The sequence below is a fragment of the Bartonella sp. AP19HLJMH genome (assembly GCF_042196245.1).
GTDB lineage: Bacteria > Pseudomonadota > Alphaproteobacteria > Rhizobiales > Rhizobiaceae > Bartonella.
This window is the reverse complement of record NZ_JBHIPX010000016.1, coordinates 1-22,057: the sequence shown is the minus strand read 5'-3', so window position 1 is coordinate 22,057 and position 22,057 is coordinate 1. Positions and strand designations below refer to the sequence as shown.

Genomic DNA, 22,057 nt, shown 5'->3' with positions numbered 1-22,057 from the left:
CAAATGATCAATAATCCGTCTGCTATTGATGATATTGCGGACGCGGAGCAAATCCGCGTCCTTTTTTATGCAAGCAATCGAATGGTTCATGCACCCTTAAATAAGGTACTTGATCTTGTCAAAAGCGACATACAGCATGATCTTTTAAGCGCTTTGGCAGAATATAAAGAAGCGACAGATCAACGCATAGAGATCATGCAAAAACTGATTGATGAATTGCAGTCCTCTCTCTCACACAACAAGACAACGAACTGATTAAGGAATGAAACGCGATGCCATTACCCTATCACACACATATATTTAAGCTTGAACCAGCAACAAAAGAAGAAGTCAAAGAAGGTGTTTTAGATAGTAAGGCTCTTGCACCTGTTTCAGTGGGGAGTGCAGCAGCTTATGAGGTAGAATATTTTGCAACCGCTGCTCAAGGAAAAAAGGCTGATGATGCTATTGCAAAGAGAGATATTGGAGCTCTTGCTTACAAAAATAAGGTCACAATTCACGATATTGAAGCAAGTGGTGAAGCGCATGAGAATGCGATTTTATCAGGCGCTGGCTGGGTAAAAATATCGCCTTTAGGGATTGGCGATATGAAGGCTGCTACATATGATCCCGACAATGTGGGGACAAATGCATTTTCTATGGAAAATATGAACGAGGGTCCTACCAAAAAGATCTTAACCACAGAGGAAAGATCAAAGCTACGATGGTTGAGTTCTACGCAGCCAACGATGGAAAAATGGCGGAGGGGAGATGAAGGTGTTTATTATCCCATATCTCCGGTAGATCTCAAAAATACCATTCGTTATTTTGTAGGCTCAAAGTCTGTTGGTATGTCAAAATCAGTTTATGATCCAGATAAAATAGAAAAAGATGCCTTTGATATGGAGAATATGAAAGAGGGGAATACGCATCTTATTTTAACCCCTCAAGAACGTGCACAGGTTGCAAAAATTGATAAAGTTGAAGATGTTGCACAACAAGGGATTCACGTTGCAAGTGAAGCGAAGAACGTTGCAGATAGTGCATTAAGAACAGCAAATGATGCAAAAGCTTATGCAGTAGATGCAAAAAAAACGGCTGAGACAGCACAAAAAACGGGAGACAGTGCAAAAGCTGAGGCAAATATTGCGCAAACAGCAGCCGATAAAGCGCAAGATACAGCACATAGTGTACAGAAAAAAGTTGATCTCATTCAACCTCTTGCCAAACAAGACTGGATTGATGGCACAAAAACAGTGGATGCACTTATCTCACCAGCCAAACTGATGGCTTCAATCAAAGCAAATAGTAGCAATAGCAGCGGCGGTAGTAGCGGCAACAATGATGGCGGGGTTAGAAAACCTGTTGAAATTCTGATGACAGAAAGCGGAGATATTCCATTGCCTGATGGTATTACTGCTGACACCGATATCGAAGTATGGGCTTGGGGCGGTGGAGGTGGTGGCGTTAAGGATGGCGGCGGCGGCGGCGGTCAATGTGTGCATGTTAAAATGAAAGGTTCTGATTTAGATAAATTAAAAACAGCTTACATTGGTCGTGGTGGTAAAGGTAATGACAGTAACATTTTGTGCAATGGTGGTAGAACAATGATCAAAGGGCTTGTTACAGCAGAAGGAGGATATTCCGTTTCCATGACTCTCGTTAACTTTGGAGGGAAAGGCGGCGATGGAGGAGGAAACAGAGAGGGCAGCAGTGGCGAAAGCTTTATTTTTTCTGGTGGTAATGGTGGAGGGAGTGGAATAGACGGCAAGAGAGCTGGTACTGGTGGAAGTTCTTTTCTTGGCGGCGGCGGCGGCGGCGGCGGTAAATGTAAGGGTTCTATCATGGGGCAGGGTGGTGAGAGTTACAAAGGTGGTAACGGTGGTAGAGGTGGTAAAGAATGTGGCGGCGGCGGCGGTGGATATTTTGATGGGAAACACGGAAGCGACAAAATTGGCGGCGACGGCGGTGATGGAGCAGTACTCATAAAGGTATATTTATAAGGTGAATTGAACAATGGCACGGAAAATAAGTAAAGACTGTTTATACTGTTTAAAAAAGTGGGAAGGTTTGCGCTTGCAGGCTTATCAAGATGCTTCTGGCATATGGACGATTGGTTATGGTCATACGAAAAAAGCCGGTCAACCAACAGTTGTTGAGGGTATGGTGATTACAGAAAAAAAAGCTGAAAACATGCTTTTAGCAGATTTGCGGCAATATGAGAGGGCGGTAGAAAAAGCAGTTTGTGTGAATTTAAGCGACGAGCAGTTCGGCGCTCTTGTTTCCTTTTGTTATAATGTGGGTATTGCAGCTTTCCAAAACTCTACATTGCTTAAAAGGCTTAATCGGGGGGATTATGAAGCGGTACCAACCGAATTGCAGAAATGGACCAAAGCGGGAGGCAAACGTTTACAAGGTCTCGTACACCGGCGTGTAGCAGAGGCAGGGCTATGGGCGAAAGGGGCTTATGTTTCTTCTAATTATCAAACAGTAGAAACGAAACAACCAACAGGGTTTCTCAAAGCAGAAGCATTGGCACCGATTATTGGTTCTTTCTCAGGTCTTGGTGGGTTTTTAGCGGGCAATGGACCAATCCAATGGGCTTTAGCCGCCATTATGGTTTTAGCGGCATGTACTGGCATTTTCTTTGTTGCTAAACGCTTTCAGGAGCACCGCCTATGATCTTATGGATGAAAAGAAACTTGATGGTAACAGGTGCGGCTTTAGCCGCTTTTTTTATTGCCTTAGCAAAAGCTTTTACTCTTGGGAAAAAAGTAGAGCAACAAAAGCAAACAGAAAAAGCTTTAAAAGCAGCCACAACACGGCTTGAGGTGGAAAGTGAAGTTAATCAAAAAAGTGATGCTGATATGCGTGCTGCTCTCTCTCACTGGTTGCGCGACAAATAAATATGCTTCTTCTTGTGTTGGCTGGTTGCCAATTTATTTAGACAAGAAAGATCTGAACGCCATCAGTTCCAATTTAGCAAGAGAGATCTTAAAGCACAATAATCTAGGTGAACGCTTGTGTGGGTGGAAACATGGTTAGAAAAAAATCCAAAAAACACACAGAGCTTACAGAATCAGAAAAAGAAATGCTTCAAGAAATGATCATCACCTATCAAAGCGTGAAAATGATGTCTCGCTTGATGAAGTGGATAGCATTTTTTCTTTTTTTGCTTATCCTCGATTTTGCACGCCTCATGGACGCGCTAGATAATGTCATTGCACATTTAAAGCAGTGGTTTTCAAAGAACTGAACAACTGTCATAAAAGAAAAAATTTCGTAAAATTCTTTATTACTATGAATTGGAGATCCAATTATAAACGCAGTTCAGAATGGGAACCAAGTCGTAAAAGCTCTAGTGTTTTGGCATCTGGCTTTCGATAGATCAAAACTAAATCCGGCTTTATGTGACAATCACGACAATTGCGCCACTGACCTGTTAGTGCATGATCTCTCCAATGCGCCTTTAGCGGTTCATTCTCCGCTAACGCTTTGACCACAAGCAGCAAATCCTCCTCTAGTGCATTAGCATATTTACCTTTGCTTTCACGTTTAAGGTCACGGCGGAATGAACGCGTATAGACAATTTCCCGCATAGCAAGCTTAGGTTTGCTTTTCAGATTTACGTGCTTCGGTTCTATCTGAGCGTATCATGGTCCTTAAGCCGTCTAATGATGTACGTTCGACGCGTCCCATTTCGGCATCCTCGATAGCTTGTAATGTTTCCGGATTTGGTTGGAATAGATCAAGTGGTAATGCTCTATCTCTAGCAATGCGGGTCATAAACATGCGCACTGCATCCGATATAGTTAAACCCGTAGACTTAATAACTGCACTTGCAATTTCTTGAACTTCATCAGGTATGCGGGCTTGAATTTTTCCCATTACTAAACCTCCTACTTAATTGTACTACAATGTACTACATTTCAAACCTATGTCAAGAGATTTATCCGTCATGCTATACAACCTTGTGTATTAAGGAGGGTAGGAAGTCAATTTTTAAAAGGAGCTAACCAAAACCTGAGAATTTCTGCTAGAATCACGAGAGAGCTTCTTTTTTAATAGGATTTTTTAGATGCCAACACCATTTGGTAAAACCTTACGCAAACTTCGCATTGATCATTCAGAACGCCTTTTAGATATGGCTAAAAAATTAGATATATCTGTAGCATTTTTATCATCTGTAGAAATTGGCAAAAGATCTGTTCCTGTAGGATTAGAGGAAAAGATAATTGAACTCTATACTTTAGATCAAGAGGTAGCAGAAATTTTGAGAAGAGAATCGGATGCTTGTCGTAAAAGCTTCACTATAAAGCCTTCTAATCCGTTGAGTCGTGAAATTGTTGGCATGTTTGTTAGAAATTTACATAATCTTTCACAACAGGATTTAGCAGAATTTAAAAAATTATTAGAGAAAGTTAGCAAACAAGCATGCGCTTCGTAGAAGCATGTTCGAGAATCCTATTCCCGAACCTTTATTTACGAATCCCGCACCTTGAAAAAACACACATGAAATCAATAAGTTATAGCACCATAAAAGTGCTGTGGCGGAGGGGGTGGGATTCGAACCCACGGTACAGTCTCCTGCACGCCGGTTTTCAAGACCGGTGCCTTAAACCGCTCGGCCACCCCTCCAAACTAGATATGCTTTTTGACAAATTTCTTGTAAAAGGTCAATCATTTTAATACGCATTTTAAAGCGTTCTTTGTAAAACTATTTAAGTTTCAATTAAAATAATTCTTCATAAGTTAATTCTTTGAGTGTGTTATCTAAGAGTTTCATTTTTAAACATGATAGTTTTTTCTGAAAAATGAAAGGTAATTATGATATTTATCATTTTTTTCCTGTTTAAAAATTTTTTACAAAGCAATATTTTTTAAGTTCTAATGGTCGTTTTCGTAATAATAAGAAATGTTCAGTTGAAAATGTTTGATAAATTATATTAAATTTCGGTCGTGTATTTTTAAATTATTTTACCTTTCCAGATATTTATTCTATTTAGATCGGTCATATCTGCGAAAAGAAAATGTTATTGCTTTGACAGTTTATGAGCGATAAATTTGTAAGAATGACATATATATTCAAGCAAAATTTTTATTGAGTTTAAATAAGTACAATTCAATAAGAAAGCTCTTTAAAAGATTTTTATTTTTTAAATAAAAATATTCAGATATTTAATGCGTCTAAAGGGTATCTTGGAGGAAAGGGCTGATTTACACTATTTGAATAAAACGTTGTATAAGATTTGCATCGACAGTTTAAAACCTTTTCCAGATATGACTGAAAATTAGGTATATTTATAATGCTTTTTTCTTTAGGATAAGCAAAAAGGTAATTTGAATGGAAGAAAAGATTATTGAACGCTTAGATCAATAAATAGTTTGTTAAGGTCTTGCATAGTTTTTCAAGAATAGAACTTAAAAACGCTAAATTATGCAGAGGCAAAGAGCATAAACTTTAACAGACAAGGTTTTAAAAGCCGTTTCATTCACAAGTATGTGTAAAATAAAATATTTATGTCTAATATGAGAGAATAGGTTGTTCCTGATTCTATTGAGTTTTATTTGCCTCTATTCCTCATCTTTTTGAAGCTTTTTTATGGCTTCAAGAGCAAGTTTTTACGGTCTGCGCTCTTTGTGTAAAGAGATGCCATAGTGTCGTCTGTCCAGCCAAAAATTGCTTTGAGTTGCGAGACTGTTGCACCTAAATTAGCAGCGCGTGTTGCTGCTAATTTTCTTAAACCATGCGCGCGCTGATTTTTTAATGCCTACTGTATTACAAGCCTATCTAAATGTATCGCCAAAGCTTTCTTTGGAGAGTTTTTGATTAACTTGACCACAAATGAATGTTTCTTCTCCAATAGGACCAATTTAAAGGGTTTTGGCTAGTTCAGACAAAATTGGCAGAAAAACATCTGTTTGGAATTTACTTTTTTCTGTTTTGACTGGAAATCCGTCTTCGTTTTTGAGAGGAGGTCTTTTGATTCCTAAAGCTGGATTATTTTCCAAAAGACCCTGTTCAATGGCCCATTTAAAAAGTCCGTTTAGACCTTTCAGAAAGTCTCTAGCCATTCCAAGTGTTTATTTACGATGTTCAACACCGGCTATAATATGTTTCTTTTCGATTGCTTGGTATGAAATGTAACCTATAGAATCACACACCTTCATCAGGATGAGTTCTTTTTGTGACTTTAGAGAAGCTATGCCAATTGATACTGTTAAAATACTGTTTAAGTAGCCATGCAAATAACCTTTCAACAAGTTTACCGGTTTTGGATTTTGGAAGTATAAGCCCTTGTAATTCAGCAAGCGCACTTTGGTAGTTGTCAACAAACTCTTGCGTTCCATAGGTTCCACGTACTCTAATGCGTTGACCACGACCAATACGCACATACCATATAATTTTACCATGGCGTGTGATTTCTTTGACAAGATGAGGGGGGCGTGGTTTTGGCATAGCAACTTCACATCTTAGAGAGTGAAGATTCATAATCTTCATTCGTTGACAAATCTAATAACTTTTTTGGAAGACTAGCTTGGTTTGGTATTGGGATGTCTGCTTTAAGATAAATAAGCAGTTCACCTGTAGGCTTTATTTCTATTAATTCACACCCTTGTTTTTTAGCTTCTCGTACAGCACGAGCAATAGCTGGTTGCGTAATAGTAGGTGGACGGTGTCCCATGTTTGTTCGCCTTGATTTTAGATGTAATTCACATGTGGCGTGAATCACGCTGGTGTTAAAAGGTTAGTTTTTTGGTGTTAGAAAGGAATGTCGTCTTTTGTTGAAGGGACACCGTTCTGGGCGGTCATAGTTTTGTTACAAGCTTCTGAATTATCATAAATTTTTGCGTTTCCAAAAATCTGTGCATTATAAGCAACTTGTGCGTTATCAAAAATCTTAGCGCTATCGTAAATATTGGTAAAGGAATACGCCTTGGCATCATTATAAATCCAACAATCGTTTTCATGACTTAAACTGTCTTCATCCTCTATAAAGCTGTCAAGATTACCTGCCTTTTCATCTCTAAAGTCTCTCAATTCATGGATACGGTAAAGCGTAATGTATCCATCAAACTCTATTGTTTCATCAGTCAATTCGTATTTTTTCCCCATGATTTATTTCCTTGATTTGGCACAATCCACCCGTAGCGTGAATCATGCATTACTTAAAAGTTGTTAGGAATGAGTAGGGGTGTGCTAGGTGACATATGGACACTCCCATTTTTTTAAAATATGCAAATTTATTTTTTAGATGTGCTTAATTTCATAATTCCAATCAGGCAATTGAGTGAGAGCTAATGCGAGTTGTCCTCTATGACACATGCATACATTGGCTTCAAAACAGGTGATTGCAACGCGCTTTTTGTTTAAAAAATTTGATATAATTTGTTTATTGCACAAAAATTCTTTATTTTTTTGTGAGTGTGTCATTTTTGCTACAGATATTTCAGAAAAGATGCTCTATATGAATTTCATTTTGGATATTTGGAGAGATTTTATGAATACAAAACGTTTAATAACAGCGTCTATTTTTTCTTTAATTTCAGCGTCTACAGCACTAGCTGCTGATGTTATGATTCCTCATCAGCCAGCATCATCGACTGCTTCTACCATTGTTGCACCTACTTTTTCATGGACAGGTCTTTATTTAGGTGTCCAAGCTGGTGGTTTTTCGAGCAAAGCTGATATGGCTCTTGTTGGTCAAGAAAAGAGTTTACCACTGGATAAAGAGTTCTCTCCTAAACTTTCAGGTTTTGCAGGTGGTTTTTATGCAGGTTCTAATATTGATCTCGGTGACAACTTTATTTTTGGCATCGATACGGATTTAATGGTATCTGGAAAAAAACACACAAAGACCATTACCATAGGAGCAGCTGATAACACTACAGTAGAAAATGCAGTTGTAAGATCCCGCAGATCAGCAAACCCATTAACATCTCAAGTCCCACAAGGAACAGCATTAACAGGAGCACAAACGCAAAAAGACACCTCAAGAGCACCTGCAGGTACAGGAACTACAACAGGAGAGACTCCAATAGCAGGATCCGCGTCAGAACAATCTGTTGTAACGCAATCCAGTCAAGCACTAGCTAAATCAGTAAATGCAGTTCAACAACCACAAGTAGGAGCAACACAATCAAATCAAGCAGCAACAACTAGAAGTTCTGGTAATGTTAGTTCAACAGCAGAAAAAACAGTGGTAGTGGGAAGGGAAAATCTAGGAGTTCCAACACCACCATTAAAAACGCCATCTGCATCGTCAATAACACAATCAGCATCCTCTAGACAGACGGTGAGTTCAGTGCAATCGCCATCGTCCTCATTGGAAAGATCAGGTACAGGACCGACATTGGTAAGCAGGGTAAATGGATTAAAATCACCTGCACTTAAATCAATATCCTCTACTACAGGAGCAAGCTCACCAGAGCGGTCAACGCTCTTATTGGCAAGATTATCTCAAGGAGATCAATCATCAAGAGTAGGGTCAGATGGAGCAACAGAATCTGCTAAGTCAGAGTCTGCAAAAGCGGTTGAAAAAGCACCAGTATCTTCTAGCTCATCAACAGTATCAGGCGCAAGTCAGCCAGCAGCAAAAACACCTATATCGGTACAACCATCAGCAGTAGAAAAAACAGTATCGAGCGCACCACTTGTACTCGCGAGATCAGGATCATCCTCTGGTTCAGATACAAAGACTTCCAATGGAACAAGCGGGGGTCATCATGGTGCCCATGGTAGCGGAAATGCTCATCCGAATGGTACTAATCCACATGCTTCTCGTTCTCATGGTGGACAGAATATGTCTGGACACGGTGCACAAAGTACACAAGCGGTGGATAAGAACGCTTCCAGTGTATATGGTATAGAACAAATAAAAAAGATGGCTTCTGAACTTGGTCTTGATCAAGAGGATGCAGTTGAAACTTTAAGTCATACTTTCAAACAAAATTGGGGTGGTGCTACACGGGTACGTATTGGTTTTGCTGCTGATCGCTTTATGCCTTATCTTGCTGGTGGTATTGCTTATGGGCAATTCCAAGACACTGTATCAATATCTGTTAAGGATGAGGATGGAAGAGTCGTTTCTTCTAAGAACTTAGCTGATGAAACAAAAACCATGATTGGTTACACACTTGGTGGTGGCGTTGATTTCTCGCTTCTAGATAATGTGATTGTACGTGCTGAATATCGTTACTCTGATTTTGGTAAAAAGAAATTTGCAAAGGAAAAACTTGAAGTTAACTACAAAACCAATGATTTCCGTGTTGGTGTAGCTTATAAATTCTAATTTTTTAAAGAGTAAATTTCTAAAAGGCTCCACTGTCAGTGGAGCCTTTATTTTTTTTTAAGATCACTTTTTGGTTTCTTTTCTTGTGAATTTCATGATAAAGCCCATAGATTGTGATGATATATTTTCTTGATCGCTGCTTAATACGAATGATAAGCTCGGATTTCCCTATAGATAAAAACCAGAGTTGCAGGGTTCAGGGAAGTTATGCAAAAATGAAATCGTAAAAGTGGACAGGGATATTTCACAATGACTGTGAAAAATGAAACAATAGATTATTCAAAAACTCTTTATCTCCCACAGACAAATTTTCCTATGCGTGCAGGGCTTCCGCAAAAAGAGCTTGAATTGATGGCGCGTTGGGAAGATATGGGGCTTTATGCGCAATTGCGCCAACAAGCAAAAGATCGTCCATTTTATATTCTTCATGATGGTCCGCCTTATGCAAATGGTCATATTCATATTGGGCATGCTTTAAACAAAGTTCTAAAGGATGTGGTTGTTCGTTCATTCCAAATGCGCGGTTTTAATGCAAATTATGTACCTGGTTGGGATTGCCATGGGCTTCCAATTGAATGGAAAATTGAAGAAAAATATCGAGCACAAGGAAAAAATAAGGATGAGGTACCTCTTAACGAGTTTCGTCAAGAATGCCGTGAATTTGCACAGCATTGGGTAACTATTCAAAGTGAAGAATTTAAACGCCTTGGTGTTGTGGGAGATTTTAACACGCCTTATACTACAATGGCTTTTCATGCAGAAGCACGCATTGCCAGTGAATTGATAAAATTTGCTATGTCAGATCAGATTTATCGTGGTTCCAAGCCAGTGATGTGGTCTGTTGTGGAACGTACGGCTTTGGCAGAGGCTGAGATTGAATATCATGATCATGAATCAGAGGTGCTTTGGGTTAAGTTTCCTGTTTTTGAAGCAAATTCTGATGATTTATATGGTGCTCATGTCGTCATTTGGACAACAACACCGTGGACGATTCCAAGCAATCGTGCAGTGAGTTATTCTTCGCAAATTTCTTATAGTATTTACGAAGTTGAAAGTGCTGAAAATGATTTTGGTCCTCAAGTGGGAGAAAAGCTTCTCTTTGCAGACGCTTTAGCGATGAGTTGTGGAGAAAAAGCCAAACTTGTTTTGAAGCATTTGCGTGTTATTTCTTCTGAAGAGTTGAAAGCTCTTGTTCTTTCTCATCCACTCAAAGGTTTAGCTGGAGGGTATAATTATAAAATTCCATTGCTTGATGGTTCGCACGTAACAGAGAGTGCTGGTACAGGTTTTGTCCATACAGCACCAAGCCATGGGCGTGAGGACTTTGAAATTTGGAATGATTATAAGTCCTTACTGGAGCAAGCGGGGATTGATTCATCTATACCGTTTCCTGTTGATGATGCAGGGTTCTATACGAAAGATGTTCCAGGTTTAGGACCAGATCGTGAAGGAGGACCTGCACGTGTTATTGATGATAATGGAAAAATGGGTGATGCCAATAAAGAGGTCATTAATGCTTTAATTAAAGCAGATCGATTGTTTGCACGGGGGCGTTTAAAGCATTCCTATCCCCATAGTTGGCGTTCAAAAAAACCCGTTATTTTTCGCAATACACCGCAATGGTTTATTTCAATGGATAAAGATTTTGGGGATGGTTCAACTTTACGTAGTCGGGCTTTGGAAGCTGTTTCAAAAACGCGTTTTGTGCCATCTTCTGGACAAAACCGCCTAGCTTCTATGATAGAAGATCGTCCTGATTGGGTTCTTTCTCGTCAGCGTTCTTGGGGTGTTCCTATTTGTATTTTTGCAAATGAGGATGGTGTTATTCTAAAAGATGAAGGTGTGAACGAGCGTATTTTACGGGCTTTTGAAGCAGAAGGGGCAGATGCATGGTTTGCTGAAGGAGCACGTGAACGTTTTTTAGGTGAGCGTGCACATGAGCCTTGGGTACAGGTTTATGATATTTTGGATGTTTGGTTTGATTCTGGAGCCAGCCATAGCTTTGTGTTAGAAGATCGGGCTGATTTGAAATGGCCTGCTGATGTTTATTTTGAAGGTTCAGATCAACATCGCGGATGGTTCCAATCTTCTCTTTTGGAAAGCTGTGGTACGCGTGCTTGTTCTCCCTATAAGTCCGTGATCACACACGGTTTTACTTTGGATGAGAATGGTAAGAAAATGTCTAAATCTTTAGGCAATACGGTTGTTCCGCAAGAAATCATTAAAACATCTGGAGCTGATATTTTTCGTCTCTGGGTTATGACAGCCGATTATTGGGAAGATCAGCGTTTAGGCAAAAAAATACTTCAAACAAATGTGGATTCATATCGTAAACTACGCAATGCAATTCGTTGGATGCTAGGAACTTTAGCACATGATGATGGAGAAGAAGTATCTTATGGTGCACTGCCGGATCTTGAAAAATTTATATTGCATAGGCTTTTTGAACTTGATCAGTTGATTAATCGCGCTTACGATGAATTTGATTTTAAAAAGATTATGCGTGCATTATTGGATTTTTCAATCATTGAGTTATCGGCATTTTATTTTGATATCCGCAAGGATTCTCTTTATTGTGATGCGCCTTCATCAAAAAAACGCAAGGCCTCCTTGCAGGTTGTCCGTGAGATTTTTGAGCGTATGGTCACATGGCTTGCTCCAATGTTGCCTTTTACTATGGAGGAAGCTTGGTTAGAGCGTTATCCAGAAAGCCAATCGGTGCATTTGGAACAATTTCGCTCTGTACCAGAAGAATGGCAAAACCAATCTTTGGCTGAGCGTTGGAAAAAAATTCGGCAGGTCCGTAAAGTTGTGACAGGTGCTTTAGAGCTTGAACGTGCTAATAAGCGTATTGGATCCTCTTTGGAAGCTGCGCCTATTGTTTTTATTTCCAATCTGGTTTTACGAGAGGCATTAGAAAATGTGGATATGGCGGAGATCTGTATTACCAGTGCACTCACAATTACGCAGGACACGATACCTTCTGATGCTTTTACTTTGAATGATGTTGAAGGTGTTGGTGTATATCCAGAGAAGGCATTAGGAAAAAAATGTGCTCGATCATGGCGTTATACACAAGATGTTGGAAGTGATCCAGCTTATCCGGATGTATCTGCTCGTGATGCAGCTGCTTTGCGGGAATTGCAGATTCTTGGCAAGATTTAAAGTTTTAGATCAAAGGAAAGAAATGCAAGTAAATTTCTCATATTGATGAATATAGTTTTTTGTGGTACGAAAAAAATTCCGTTGTTTTATCTGCAGGGGGGGAAATTTGTGTATGGACCGTTCTCTCATAAATAACGGGAATATTAATCAGCCATACACCTAGGAAATGGAATAGGCAGTGAGAAAACGTGAAATAAAAATATTTCCAATAGGAATTTTAGGGATGTGCTTTGTTTTAACGGGATGCAATTTATCCGCTCCTACCTATGGTACCAATAAACCAGTTTCAATACAGTTTTTTGAAGATGTTGCTAATATCACTTCATTAACACCAACAAATAACAGCAGCCAGATTGTTATGAAACCTCATCCAAAACTTGTAATACCAAGCCCTAGTTCACGCAGATTTTTGCCGGTACCACAACAAGATAGATCTGTCAATGAAATGGCAGCATCGAAGAAGCATCAAGGAAATACTCCTTTTCCTCACAAAGGATCGTCAGTTAATGGCGTTGGTTCAGAAAATCCTTCACAGTTGAATGCGAAGCAACGACAGGAATATTTACGTCGTCAGAGAGCACAAGTTGGAAGTTCAAAATACCGTCGCTATCTCACTGAACCACCTTTAAGTTATCGCCAACCGGCAAAAACCGCACCTATTGGTCGATAGGGAAAAGACAAAACATTTAAAGTAAAGTATTTTTCCAATTACTTATGATACCAAGCTCTCATTCGCGCGCAGTTATAATGCTGCTGTAGGAGGGGGGTATTCTCATGAAATAGCAATATGACAACAGCATCGAGAGATTCCTTATGCGTTTCCTTAACACGAAACATTTCTCAAGCTCATTTTACAACATTGCTCATGTGGCTAGTATAACGTAAAATCTATTGTGCTCCAATACTTTATGCTTAGGAAGGAGAAAGTGGATACCATCATTTTATTTTACAGACTCCAATGTTGCGATAATTCTTGCATTTGAGAGCTTTCATAAGAGACATTTTTAGTCTTTTCTAAAACGTTCTTTATCCAGACGATAATTCCGCTTATGATGTGCAAGAAAGTGATTTTTACTGTTTCAATGTAATTTGAAATGAGAGCATATCTACGATATTTTGGACTTTATATTTTATATACAAAATAATGAATTATTCTTTTGAATGAATGTATCATCTAATAGAAACAATATGCAGAATTAAAAGAGAGAAAAAATGCTTCGAAATAGCTTTTGCTATATATATATATATATATATCAGAAGAATTAACAGTCTTTTTTGAGAAGTAGGATAGTTTTTAAAGAGTGAAAGTTATGGAAGAAGAATTATTTTTAGTATCGCTTTTGTATAAAAAAGTCTTTAAGTAATTGAGCTGCTTCTTTTTCCTTGAAACCAGAATAAATTTCAGGTTTGTGATGGCAGGTTGGTTGCTGATAAAAACGTGGGCCATTTTCTATAGCACCTCCTTTGGGATCATTTGTTGCATAATAGAGACGTCGTATGCGTGCAAATGAAATGGCAGCGGCACACATAGCACAAGGTTCAAGTGTTACATAAAGATCGCAATCAGGAAGCCTTTCGTTTTGCAATGTTTCGCAAGCCATACGGATTGCGCGTATTTCTGCGTGTCCTGTAGGGTCATATGCAGATTTTATAAAGTTACCAGCGCGTGCAATGATAGCTTTTCCACGTGTAATGACAGCACCTACGGGAACTTCATCTTTTTTTGCAGCCTCTTGCGCTTCTAAAAGGGCTATTTCCATGGGCGTCAAAGTCATAATATTCTTTCTACTGAAGGTATAGAAAATCTAAAGGTTATCTCGATAAGGAATGCTATGGAATGAATAATTTATTACGCTTTTATAATGAAAAGAATACCTCTATTTTTTTAAGAGTTTAAAACAAACTTGCAAGTCGACAGATACATTATTGTCGTTAAAGGATAGAAAATGATAAATGATTATGCTACTTCCTTTTTCAGGATAAGCGGTATGGTGCATGTGAATAATTTTCTGAACATACTTGCAAAGATTGGTTTGAAACGCAAATGAATGAAAATAATGAGAGTGAACGAATTGCTAAAAGGTTAGCGCGTGCTGGTATTGCTTCGCGTCGAGATGCAGAAATGATGATTGTTGCAGGTCGTATTTCTGTGAATGGTAAAGTCGTGACAACGCCTGCTTTTAATGTTAGCCGCTCTGATGTTATTAAAGTTGATGGCAAACCTTTACCTCCTATAGAACGAACGCGTTTATGGCTTTACCATAAGCCAGCAGGTCTTGTCACCACGAACCGTGATCCTGAAGGCAGACCTACAGTTTTTAGTAATTTACCAAAAGGAATGCCGCGTGTTCTTTCTGTTGGAAGGCTTGACATTAACACGGAAGGGCTTTTGCTTTTAACCAATGATGGTGGCTTAGCGCGTGTATTAGAGCTTCCTGTAACGGGGTGGGTCCGCAAATATCGTGTCCGTGCTCATGGAAGAGTCAAGCAGAGCGCGTTGGATAACCTTAAAAATGGTATTGCGATTAATGGTATTTTTTATGGTTCGATTGAAGCATCAATTGAACGCGAACAAGGGTCGAATGTATGGCTTTCTGTCGCTTTGCGAGAAGGAAAAAATCGTGAAATAAAGAATGTTTTAGGGGCATTGGGATTATCAGTTAATCGATTAATACGTGTATCTTATGGTCCATTTCATCTCTCTGATTTAGAAGAAGGAGCCGTGCAAGAGTTAAAAGGGCGGATGTTACGAGATCAGTTGGGGGAGCGTTTGATTATGCAAGCCAATGCAGATTTTGATGCTCCTATTCTTAAGCCATTTTCAAATTCTGCAGTTGTTGCAGAAAAGCAAAGCCAGAAAGATCTTTCTATTGCAAATGATGGTTGGGTTTTCTCAAGTGAAAGGGCAATACGACGCCGACCAAGAGATGGTTCTGTTGAACATAGTCGCGCACGATTAAGTACAAAGTCTCATGAGAATGTAAAGAAGGAGAAAAGTGAAGAAGGAAAAGCAGAGCGTTTTCTACCGCGTTCTCGCCGTGCTAATGTTTGGATGGCTCCTGGTGCACGTCCGCAAAGTGCACGTAGAAAGCCTTCTTATAGTGAGGAGAAATCGCATGGTCATAAGAGCGATTTGGATGGTAGAAAATCATTTCATCGAGGCAAGGAAAAACTAAAAGAAAATCCGTCATACAAAGAGAAGAGGGAAAGTTTTGTTCAAAAACATGGCAAAATATCTTATGACGAGACGCATCCCTTTGGTAAGAAAGATGGCTTTTTAAAGGATAAAGAGAAAATGATAAAAGGTGGTCATGATGAGCATTCTTTTGAGAGAAAGAAAAAGGTAAAATCGTTTGGTGGTGCTATGAAAAAATCTAAACCACATAGGGACGCTGCAAAAACTTCGAAGCGATTTGGAGGTCCACGTGCGGATCATAGGCGGTAAATTTGCTGGGCGTGTTTTGTTTTCGCCTGTTAATCAGTCGATTCGCCCAACGAGTGATCGTACACGTGAAAGCCTTTTTAATATTCTTTCTAGCCGTGAAGAACAATTTTGGACCAATAAACGCATCCTTGATCTTTTTGCTGGGACTGGTGCTTTAGGCATCGAAGCACTTTCACGTGGAGCAAAGGCTGCTGTTTTTGTTGAAAACTCGGTTGAGGGGCGTGGGGTAATTCAAAAAAATATCGAAGCCTTTGAATTACAGTCGATAGGACGGATTTTGCGTCGTGATGCGACCAAACTTGGCAATATTGGCACAATGCTGCCATTTGATGTTATCTGCGCTGATCCTCCCTATAGCCGTTGTTTAGGTGAACGTGCTTTTGTAGAAGCTTTGCGAGGAGGGTGGGCAAAAGCTGATACACTCTTCATACTTGAAGAAAAGAAAGATACAATGATTTATTTACCTAACGTCTTTTATCTAGACGATGAGCGTTTTTATGGTGAGACAGCAATACGTCTCTATAAATTACGATCGCTTACATCTTGAGAAAGTTCTTGTTTTTATCCGATAGGATGAAAAAATGCTTTTACACAGTTTTCTTCATTTTATATGGTTTTTAAAAGGTCAAGTAGAAAATCAATAAAAGATTCTAATGTTAAAGGAATTGATGAATTTTTATTAGCTTTACTACAGAAGGATGTTTTTTCTCCAATAGGATATATATTCCTCGATAATAGTTATGATCTTTTTTGTTTAATTTTTTTCTGCTATACCTTAATCATCACATTTCATCAGCAGTTGAAAGCTTTAAGCTGTGCAGTTTGCATTTATATCTTATATGATGCGTAACTTCTATTTTTGTTATTGTATAAATTTAAAAAAGATATTTTGTTTAGTATTGAAAATATTGTTCATTTATCCTGAGTATTTGTCTGTTTAGTTTAGTAGTATCCCTTGTTGATTTAATCATTACATATTAAGTAAATCTGAGAGTATTAAGTATCTTATCGTTGTGCAGCTTTAAGGGTACTTTTTTATAATACTCTTTATCACTAAAGATAAGTGATTTGTAAAAAAGAGGGAGATTATCGTGTTTAATTGGATATATAGTGAAGAGATTAGTACAGAAGCAAGTGCTGAGCAAATTTGGGCTATATGGGAAGATGTGGCATCATGGCCTTCTTGGGATCACGAACTTGAGTGGGTAGAACTTTCTGGTCCTTTCAAAGAAGGCGCTATAGGACGCATGAAACCTAAAAAGGGACCTACAGTAACTTTTACACTTGATAAAGTTATAAAAAATGTTTGTTTTTCTGATTATGCTAAACTTCCTTTTACACGTATGAGTTTTAATCATGAATATATTTGTTCAACAAAATCGGGTTCTTCAAATAACAAAATTCGTCATACTGTAACCATGTCTGGTTTACTTGCTCCTTTATTTGGAATGATTATTGGATCAAAAATTAAGTTACATCTTCGGGATGCAATGATTGAAATGAGTAGACGTGCTCTTACTGAAAACAAAAGCATTTTGTAAGAGGATGCATTTATAAAGAAGTTAATACCTTAAAAAAGGTACAGAACTCTTAGCCTTGTTAGAATGAAATCAGTTATGAGTATATAGCAAATTGATGAGCGAGCTATGATTTGGTTTTAGTTAGCTGTTGAAATCGAGTTAAATCATCTGAGAAAATTAATTTTGCACCAAAGATCTTATGAAATTCATTGAATTTTTTTATATATAAAAGCTTATAAGATGCTTTCTTCATTGAAAATGAGAAAGGTTCAGAAGTTCATTACTTCTCTTATGATGTAGGTCCATATCGTCATAATATTTGCCTGTTTCTAATGTTGCAATATTTTTTGCATTTAAAATCTTCATAAGAGGCATTTTGATTTCTTCTTAAATAGTTTTCATTCATACGCCCCTTACTTATGATTTGCTCGCAAATAGTTGTGATTGACTCAACATGAATAGGTTCGAAACAGAGAGAATTTTATGATATTAGGCTTTTTTATACAAATTACAAAACAATAAATTATAAGTATAAATCAAACTGTTAATTTTATTGAAAGATTACAAGATAATTTCTTGATTACTTTTCTAGAGAGTGCAGTTCTAAAAGGCTCTAGATGATAAAATAAAACCTCCCTTAATTTTCGTAAAAATTAATCTCGTATCGTTGTATGTATTTGGTTTAAATGTTTAAAAAGCGATTTTTTAAAATGCGCACAGATATCCCAGTTTCTGCAAATATTTTTGTATCTATTAAAACAATTATGAGCGATAAACTTGCCCAAATTAATTGGAAGAATATGCTTATTGTAGATTGAATTGAACAATAGATACAACATTGAGTTTTATATAAAAGTTTTATTGATTATCGTTTTATAACAATATTACGCTTCTTTATTTTTTAATGGAAGGAAAAGAGGAAGGAGTGTAGTTCTTAAATCAAAATCTATCCAGTATTTTGGAATTTTTGTTTCAGGAAAAAGAAGTCTATTAAGTTATATCTGTTTAATAACAAAGTAACCGATTAAGGATGAGGCATAAAAAAAGATGAGATGCTCTTGATTAGACGCATTAGAAACGAGAGAGAATATTATGATTATAACTTATTTCTGATAAATATAAAAAATGAGTTATTTGTAATATCACGCCTATGAGAATAAAGAAGCGTATGACTGCTCATTTTGTTGAAGCAATAACGCAAGAAAAATTTTTTATTCCGTTTATATTTTTTTGTTTACAAGATTGCCATCTTATTATGAGAGAGTTTATAGAAGCAAAGAAGTATACACAAATATAAGGCATTTTCTTGATTCTTGCTTGGAAATTAAAGAATGCTATAGGAATGAAGGAAGTTATTTGACTATCCAGAGGACATAAGGCTTGTGACTTAAGTCATTTTATACTTTTCGAATTTTTGAGGATTTTGGCTTAAATTCAAGTGTTATAGCTAAGACTTTTGTTAATTGCCAATTGTTCTGTTGATTTGATTGTCAGTGGAGATTTGGCTCCTAAAATGATAAGGGCCCATGAGAAATCTTGAAACTAAAGAGATTTTACGGCATATTACGTTTTTTCATAAAGAAGCTAAAAGGGAAATGATTTAATGCATTAAAAGAAAAAGAATGCATGAATGTGCATAATCTTATGAATCAATACACAAGAGTTATATTCTGATTTGTATAAATTTGTCAGAATGCTTATCAATGTAAATAATAAAATATTTTAGGGAGTCTATAATGACTGACAAAAACCAGATTGAGAAAGCTGTTTCGCTGGTTGAAGCAGCAAAGCGTTCTGGAGCAGATGCTGCTGATGCTGTTATTGTTCATGCTCATTCTACCAGTGTATCAGTTCGTTTTGGGAAAGTCGAATCGACAGAAGCAGCAGAGAGCAATGATTTTACTCTAAGGGTTTTTGTTGGAAAAAAAGTAGCAAGTGTTTCTGCTAATTTAGGATCTTATCCGCAAGAACTTGCGGAACGTGCTGTTGCGATGGCTAAAGCTTCTCCCGATAGTTTATTTGAAGGTTTGGCAGATAAAGAGTGTTTGGTTAAGTATCCTAAAGATCTTGATCTTTTTGATGATTTTGTACCCAGCAGTCATTTTTTAACAGAAGATGCTTTAAAAACGGAGGCAGCAGCTCTTGATGTTAAAGGTGTAAGCAATTCTGGTGGCGCTGCAACAGCTTATGGCCGTAGTGGGTTTATTCTTGTGACCAGCGATGGTTTTTGTGGAGCCTATCGCTCAAGTTGTTTTTCACGTTCTTGTAGTGCTCTTGCAGGTGAAGGAACACAGATGGAGCGGGATTATGATTATACAACAGCCTTACATTTTTCTGATTTAGAGGCAGCAGAAACTGTGGGAAAGAATGCAGGGCTTGGTGCTGTTCGACGTTTGGGTGCAGTTCGTGCGGCGACTGGGAGCGTTGATGTTATTTTTAATCCGCGTACGGCTCGTGGAATTGCAGGGCATATCGCATCTATGGTCAATGGAGCCTCTGTGGCTCGAAAAACGAGTCTTTTACAGAATTTCCTAGGCAAGGAAGTGATGAAGCCTAATGTTAATGTAACCGATCAACCTTTGCGATTACGTGGAAATGCTTCTCATCCTTTTGATGGAGAAGGGGTAGAGGGGCAAACACTCAATATTATTGAAAATGGTATTTTAAAAAATTGGCTTCTTTCATCATCTACAGCACGTGAATTGGGACTTAAAACAAATGGACACGGTATGCGTTCGGCATCATTAGTGCAGCCGACCAGTACAAATTTTGCTATTGAACCGGGTTTAGTATCACCTTGCGATATGATAAAAGATTTGCGAAATGGATTTTATGTGACCGAATTATTCGGTCATGGCATTGATTTTATTACTGGTCAGTATAGTCGTGGGGCTTCCGGTTTTTGGATTGAAAATGGTGAAATTGCTTATCCGGTAAGTGAAGTAACGCTAGGTTCTGATTTGCTTCATATGTTAGCACATTTAACACCTGCCAATGATATTGATCGGCGTTATAGTACAGCTGCTCCAACATTGTTAATTGAAGGGATGACACTTGCAGGAAAATAACACGCATCATTCTTCTGATTTAAATCTTTTGCGTGATGTTTGTCGAGAGGCAGGAGATTTAGCAATGCGGTATTTTGGATGCACGTTGGATGTCTGGATTAAAGAAGGTAATTCCCCGGTTAGTGAAGCAGATTTTGCTGTTGATCATTTCTTGAAAGAGAGGCTTCTTGGAGCTCGTCCAAATTATGGATGGATTTCAGAAGAAACAAAAGATAATCGAGAAAAACAAGATTATTATGAGCGCTCTTTTGTTGTTGATCCTATTGATGGAACGCGTGGTTTTCTTTCTGGCAATCCTTATTGGTGTATTTCGGTTGCCATTATTGAGAATGGGCGTCCTATTGTGGGCGTTCTACAATGTCCGGCTCAAGGAGATGTTTATACAGCTGTAACAGGTGGAGGGGCAACATTAAATGGGATAAAACTTCCTCGTTTAGCCTTTGAGGTTCATCGAAAATATAAAATTTCACTTGATAAATCGCTCGCACAAAAATTACCAGATGATTTTCTCAATCAAGTCAGTCTTTACCATTATCTTCCTTCTCTTGCTTATCGTATTGTTCTTGTTGCTCAAGATGAAATTGATATCGTATTAGTTCGTCCAAATTGTCATGAATGGGATATTGCCGCTGCTGATCTTATTTTGCAGGAGTGTGGAGGGTGTTTTTTATCGCTTGATGCCCCTTTACTATCTTATGGAATTGAACCTTACCAGTATGGACTTTTAATTGCTGGTAAAAATAATTGCTGTCAAGATATGATAGATGTTGTTCGTCAAACAAAGTTAGTTTAATCACGTAAAAGCGCGCTAAGATAATCTAAATGATATGGAGGCACATATGACTGAAACCAAAGAAAAAAAACAATATTTACATCTTGTATTTGGTGGGGAATTAAAAAATCTTAACAGTAATCAATTTAAGAATCCTGATGAGTTAGATGTGGTTGGTATTTTCTCAGATTATCAATCCGCTCAAGAAGCATGGCAGGCAAAAGCACAAAGCAGTGTAGATAATGCATTACAACGTTATTACATTGTAGATTTGCATCAGTTTCTTGATGCTGAGTTAGGCGATGCAGAATAAAGCTTGAATATTTGGTCATTATAACCTGTAGATTGCTTCATGCTTTTGTTTAGTCGTCCTTTTCATAGGTACGTTCTTCGGGTAAAATAGAATGCCGTAAAAAAGAATATGCTTGTTGTTTAAAATTCATATGTCTTTTTAAGAAACATCTCCCAAAGCACCCAAGCCCATTTCATAATAGTGTCCGTGCAAGGCAAATAAAAAGCAAGTAAAATAAAATAGTTATGTCTAATATAAGGGAATAGGTGAATCTTGATTCTATTGAGTTTTTTTGCCTCTATCCCTCATCTTTTTGAAGCTTTTTTATGGCTTCAAGAGCGAGTTTTTTACGATCTGCGCTCTTTGTGTAAAGAGATGCCATAGCATCATTTGTCCAGCCAAAAATTGCTTTGAGTTGTGATACTGTTGTTCCAGAATTAGCTGCGCGTGTTGCGGCTAATTTTCTTAATCCATGCGCCGATTTTTTAATGCCAGCCGCATTACAAGCGTCTCTAAATCCATT

22 protein-coding genes, 1 tRNA gene and 1 pseudogene are annotated in these 22,057 nt (G+C 37.9%); 16 read left to right on the top strand and 8 right to left on the bottom strand.

The window, feature by feature from the left end:
• Positions 1-3: 3 nt before the first annotated feature.
• Genes ACFINR_RS07650 through ACFINR_RS07625 form a run of 6 tightly spaced genes read left to right on the top strand, consistent with a single transcriptional unit; the run spans position 4 to position 3,235 of the window.
• Entirely contained in the window at positions 4-255 is a 252-nt protein-coding gene (locus ACFINR_RS07650; protein ID WP_375610781.1) for a hypothetical protein, read from the top strand.
• Positions 256-272: 17 nt separating this feature from the next.
• Positions 273-1,982, top strand: coding sequence for an alanine-zipper protein (locus tag ACFINR_RS07645; RefSeq protein ID WP_375613696.1), 1,710 nt, complete (start codon positions 273-275; stop codon positions 1,980-1,982).
• A gap of 13 nt (positions 1,983-1,995) precedes the next feature.
• A complete protein-coding gene (locus ACFINR_RS07640) occupies positions 1,996-2,661 on the top strand; it encodes a lysozyme (protein ID WP_375612619.1) in 666 nt (221 codons plus the stop codon).
• Positions 2,658-2,885, top strand: a complete 228-nt coding sequence (locus ACFINR_RS07635) for a hypothetical protein (RefSeq protein WP_375612620.1) — start codon at positions 2,658-2,660, stop codon at positions 2,883-2,885. Before ACFINR_RS07640 ends, ACFINR_RS07635 begins: the two co-directional genes overlap by 4 nt.
• Positions 2,818-3,024 carry a hypothetical protein gene (locus tag ACFINR_RS07630; RefSeq protein WP_375632560.1) on the top strand — a complete coding sequence of 69 codons (207 nt, stop codon included), beginning with the start codon at positions 2,818-2,820 and terminating at the stop codon, positions 3,022-3,024. Before ACFINR_RS07635 ends, ACFINR_RS07630 begins: the two co-directional genes overlap by 68 nt.
• Positions 3,017-3,235, top strand: a complete 219-nt coding sequence (locus tag ACFINR_RS07625; RefSeq protein ID WP_375630254.1) for a hypothetical protein — start codon at positions 3,017-3,019, stop codon at positions 3,233-3,235. The genes ACFINR_RS07630 and ACFINR_RS07625 overlap by 8 nt, the downstream gene beginning before the upstream one ends.
• A gap of 61 nt (positions 3,236-3,296) precedes the next feature.
• Here the strand turns inward: ACFINR_RS07625 and ACFINR_RS07620 are convergent, their stop codons facing one another.
• Complete coding sequence (locus ACFINR_RS07620; RefSeq protein WP_273787998.1) at positions 3,297-3,578, bottom strand: type II toxin-antitoxin system YafQ family toxin; 282 nt, start codon at positions 3,576-3,578, stop codon at positions 3,297-3,299.
• Positions 3,579-3,585: 7 nt separating this feature from the next.
• Complete coding sequence (locus ACFINR_RS07615; protein WP_015856349.1) at positions 3,586-3,867, bottom strand: type II toxin-antitoxin system RelB/DinJ family antitoxin; 282 nt, start codon at positions 3,865-3,867, stop codon at positions 3,586-3,588.
• 190 nt (positions 3,868-4,057) lie between these two features.
• On the opposite strand from ACFINR_RS07615, the gene ACFINR_RS07610 reads away from it, so the two are divergent.
• On the top strand, positions 4,058-4,426 hold the full coding sequence (locus ACFINR_RS07610) for a helix-turn-helix domain-containing protein (RefSeq protein WP_273787997.1): 369 nt from the start codon (positions 4,058-4,060) through the stop codon (positions 4,424-4,426).
• Positions 4,427-4,527: 101 nt separating this feature from the next.
• Here ACFINR_RS07610 and ACFINR_RS07605 read toward each other — a convergent pair.
• The 4 genes and pseudogenes from ACFINR_RS07605 to ACFINR_RS07590 all read right to left on the bottom strand — a co-directional run bounded on the left by ACFINR_RS07605 (position 4,528) and on the right by ACFINR_RS07590 (position 7,096).
• Positions 4,528-4,617 (bottom strand) — tRNA-Ser (locus ACFINR_RS07605).
• A gap of 936 nt (positions 4,618-5,553) precedes the next feature.
• A pseudogene (locus ACFINR_RS07600) lies at positions 5,554-6,439 on the bottom strand (tyrosine-type recombinase/integrase).
• Between the two features lie 7 nt (positions 6,440-6,446).
• Positions 6,447-6,665 carry a hypothetical protein gene (locus ACFINR_RS07595; protein WP_375632587.1) on the bottom strand — a complete coding sequence of 73 codons (219 nt, stop codon included), beginning with the start codon at positions 6,663-6,665 and terminating at the stop codon, positions 6,447-6,449.
• A 77-nt stretch (positions 6,666-6,742) separates the two neighbouring features.
• A complete protein-coding gene (locus ACFINR_RS07590) occupies positions 6,743-7,096 on the bottom strand; it encodes a hypothetical protein (RefSeq protein ID WP_375632588.1) in 354 nt (117 codons plus the stop codon).
• Positions 7,097-7,481: 385 nt separating this feature from the next.
• On the opposite strand from ACFINR_RS07590, the gene ACFINR_RS07585 reads away from it, so the two are divergent.
• The 3 genes from ACFINR_RS07585 to ACFINR_RS07575 all read left to right on the top strand — a co-directional run bounded on the left by ACFINR_RS07585 (position 7,482) and on the right by ACFINR_RS07575 (position 13,107).
• Complete coding sequence (locus tag ACFINR_RS07585; RefSeq protein WP_375653803.1) at positions 7,482-9,272, top strand: outer membrane beta-barrel protein; 1,791 nt, start codon at positions 7,482-7,484, stop codon at positions 9,270-9,272.
• Between the two features lie 249 nt (positions 9,273-9,521).
• Complete coding sequence (gene ileS / locus ACFINR_RS07580; RefSeq protein ID WP_375653800.1) at positions 9,522-12,437, top strand: isoleucine--tRNA ligase; 2,916 nt, start codon at positions 9,522-9,524, stop codon at positions 12,435-12,437.
• Positions 12,438-12,615: 178 nt separating this feature from the next.
• Positions 12,616-13,107: a hypothetical protein gene (locus ACFINR_RS07575; protein WP_375612104.1), complete on the top strand. Its 492-nt coding sequence runs from the start codon at positions 12,616-12,618 to the stop codon at positions 13,105-13,107.
• Positions 13,108-13,765: 658 nt separating this feature from the next.
• On the opposite strand, the gene ACFINR_RS07570 is transcribed toward ACFINR_RS07575, so the two are convergent.
• A complete protein-coding gene (locus ACFINR_RS07570; RefSeq protein ID WP_375632591.1) occupies positions 13,766-14,212 on the bottom strand; it encodes a nucleoside deaminase in 447 nt (148 codons plus the stop codon).
• Positions 14,213-14,481: 269 nt separating this feature from the next.
• On the opposite strand from ACFINR_RS07570, the gene ACFINR_RS07565 reads away from it, so the two are divergent.
• From ACFINR_RS07565 to ACFINR_RS07540, 6 genes are all read left to right on the top strand, one after another.
• Positions 14,482-15,882: a pseudouridine synthase gene (locus tag ACFINR_RS07565; protein ID WP_375632592.1), complete on the top strand. Its 1,401-nt coding sequence runs from the start codon at positions 14,482-14,484 to the stop codon at positions 15,880-15,882.
• On the top strand, positions 15,863-16,429 hold the full coding sequence (rsmD, locus tag ACFINR_RS07560) for a 16S rRNA (guanine(966)-N(2))-methyltransferase RsmD (RefSeq protein WP_375632593.1): 567 nt from the start codon (positions 15,863-15,865) through the stop codon (positions 16,427-16,429). The genes ACFINR_RS07565 and rsmD overlap by 20 nt, the downstream gene beginning before the upstream one ends.
• A 544-nt stretch (positions 16,430-16,973) precedes the next feature.
• Positions 16,974-17,423, top strand: coding sequence for a hypothetical protein (locus ACFINR_RS07555; RefSeq protein WP_375632594.1), 450 nt, complete (start codon positions 16,974-16,976; stop codon positions 17,421-17,423).
• A gap of 1,715 nt (positions 17,424-19,138) precedes the next feature.
• Positions 19,139-20,470 (top strand): TldD/PmbA family protein, encoded by a 1,332-nt coding sequence (locus ACFINR_RS07550; RefSeq protein WP_375612375.1) that lies wholly within the window; start codon positions 19,139-19,141, stop codon positions 20,468-20,470.
• Complete coding sequence (locus tag ACFINR_RS07545; RefSeq protein WP_375612376.1) at positions 20,457-21,263, top strand: 3'(2'),5'-bisphosphate nucleotidase CysQ; 807 nt, start codon at positions 20,457-20,459, stop codon at positions 21,261-21,263. Before ACFINR_RS07550 ends, ACFINR_RS07545 begins: the two co-directional genes overlap by 14 nt.
• 46 nt (positions 21,264-21,309) lie before the next feature.
• Complete coding sequence (locus ACFINR_RS07540) at positions 21,310-21,555, top strand: DUF4170 domain-containing protein (RefSeq protein ID WP_375612377.1); 246 nt, start codon at positions 21,310-21,312, stop codon at positions 21,553-21,555.
• Positions 21,556-21,832: 277 nt separating this feature from the next.
• Here ACFINR_RS07540 and ACFINR_RS07535 read toward each other — a convergent pair.
• Positions 21,833-22,057 (bottom strand): tyrosine-type recombinase/integrase (locus ACFINR_RS07535; RefSeq protein WP_375653796.1); only part of this gene is annotated, 225 nt, incomplete at its 5' end.

What these genes read in the sequence shown, in the direction of transcription:
- ACFINR_RS07650 (WP_375610781.1), top strand. Translation starts at nt 4, where the DNA reads ATGATCAATAATCCGTCTGCTATTGATGATATTGCGGACGCGGAGCAA.
- ACFINR_RS07590 (WP_375632588.1), bottom strand. Translation starts at nt 7,096, where the DNA reads ATGGGGAAAAAATACGAATTGACTGATGAAACAATAGAGTTTGATGGA.
- ACFINR_RS07625 (WP_375630254.1), top strand. Translation starts at nt 3,017, where the DNA reads ATGGTTAGAAAAAAATCCAAAAAACACACAGAGCTTACAGAATCAGAA.
- ACFINR_RS07610 (WP_273787997.1), top strand. Translation starts at nt 4,058, where the DNA reads ATGCCAACACCATTTGGTAAAACCTTACGCAAACTTCGCATTGATCAT.
- ACFINR_RS07570 (WP_375632591.1), bottom strand. Translation starts at nt 14,212, where the DNA reads ATGACTTTGACGCCCATGGAAATAGCCCTTTTAGAAGCGCAAGAGGCT.
- ACFINR_RS07565 (WP_375632592.1), top strand. Translation starts at nt 14,482, where the DNA reads ATGAATGAAAATAATGAGAGTGAACGAATTGCTAAAAGGTTAGCGCGT.
- ACFINR_RS07550 (WP_375612375.1), top strand. Translation starts at nt 19,139, where the DNA reads ATGACTGACAAAAACCAGATTGAGAAAGCTGTTTCGCTGGTTGAAGCA.
- ACFINR_RS07645 (WP_375613696.1), top strand. Translation starts at nt 273, where the DNA reads ATGCCATTACCCTATCACACACATATATTTAAGCTTGAACCAGCAACA.
- ACFINR_RS07540 (WP_375612377.1), top strand. Translation starts at nt 21,310, where the DNA reads ATGACTGAAACCAAAGAAAAAAAACAATATTTACATCTTGTATTTGGT.
- ACFINR_RS07635 (WP_375612620.1), top strand. Translation starts at nt 2,658, where the DNA reads ATGATCTTATGGATGAAAAGAAACTTGATGGTAACAGGTGCGGCTTTA.
- ACFINR_RS07620 (WP_273787998.1), bottom strand. Translation starts at nt 3,578, where the DNA reads ATGCGGGAAATTGTCTATACGCGTTCATTCCGCCGTGACCTTAAACGT.
- ACFINR_RS07640 (WP_375612619.1), top strand. Translation starts at nt 1,996, where the DNA reads ATGGCACGGAAAATAAGTAAAGACTGTTTATACTGTTTAAAAAAGTGG.
- ACFINR_RS07585 (WP_375653803.1), top strand. Translation starts at nt 7,482, where the DNA reads ATGAATACAAAACGTTTAATAACAGCGTCTATTTTTTCTTTAATTTCA.
- ACFINR_RS07615 (WP_015856349.1), bottom strand. Translation starts at nt 3,867, where the DNA reads ATGGGAAAAATTCAAGCCCGCATACCTGATGAAGTTCAAGAAATTGCA.
- ACFINR_RS07595 (WP_375632587.1), bottom strand. Translation starts at nt 6,665, where the DNA reads ATGGGACACCGTCCACCTACTATTACGCAACCAGCTATTGCTCGTGCT.
- ileS (WP_375653800.1), top strand. Translation starts at nt 9,522, where the DNA reads ATGACTGTGAAAAATGAAACAATAGATTATTCAAAAACTCTTTATCTC.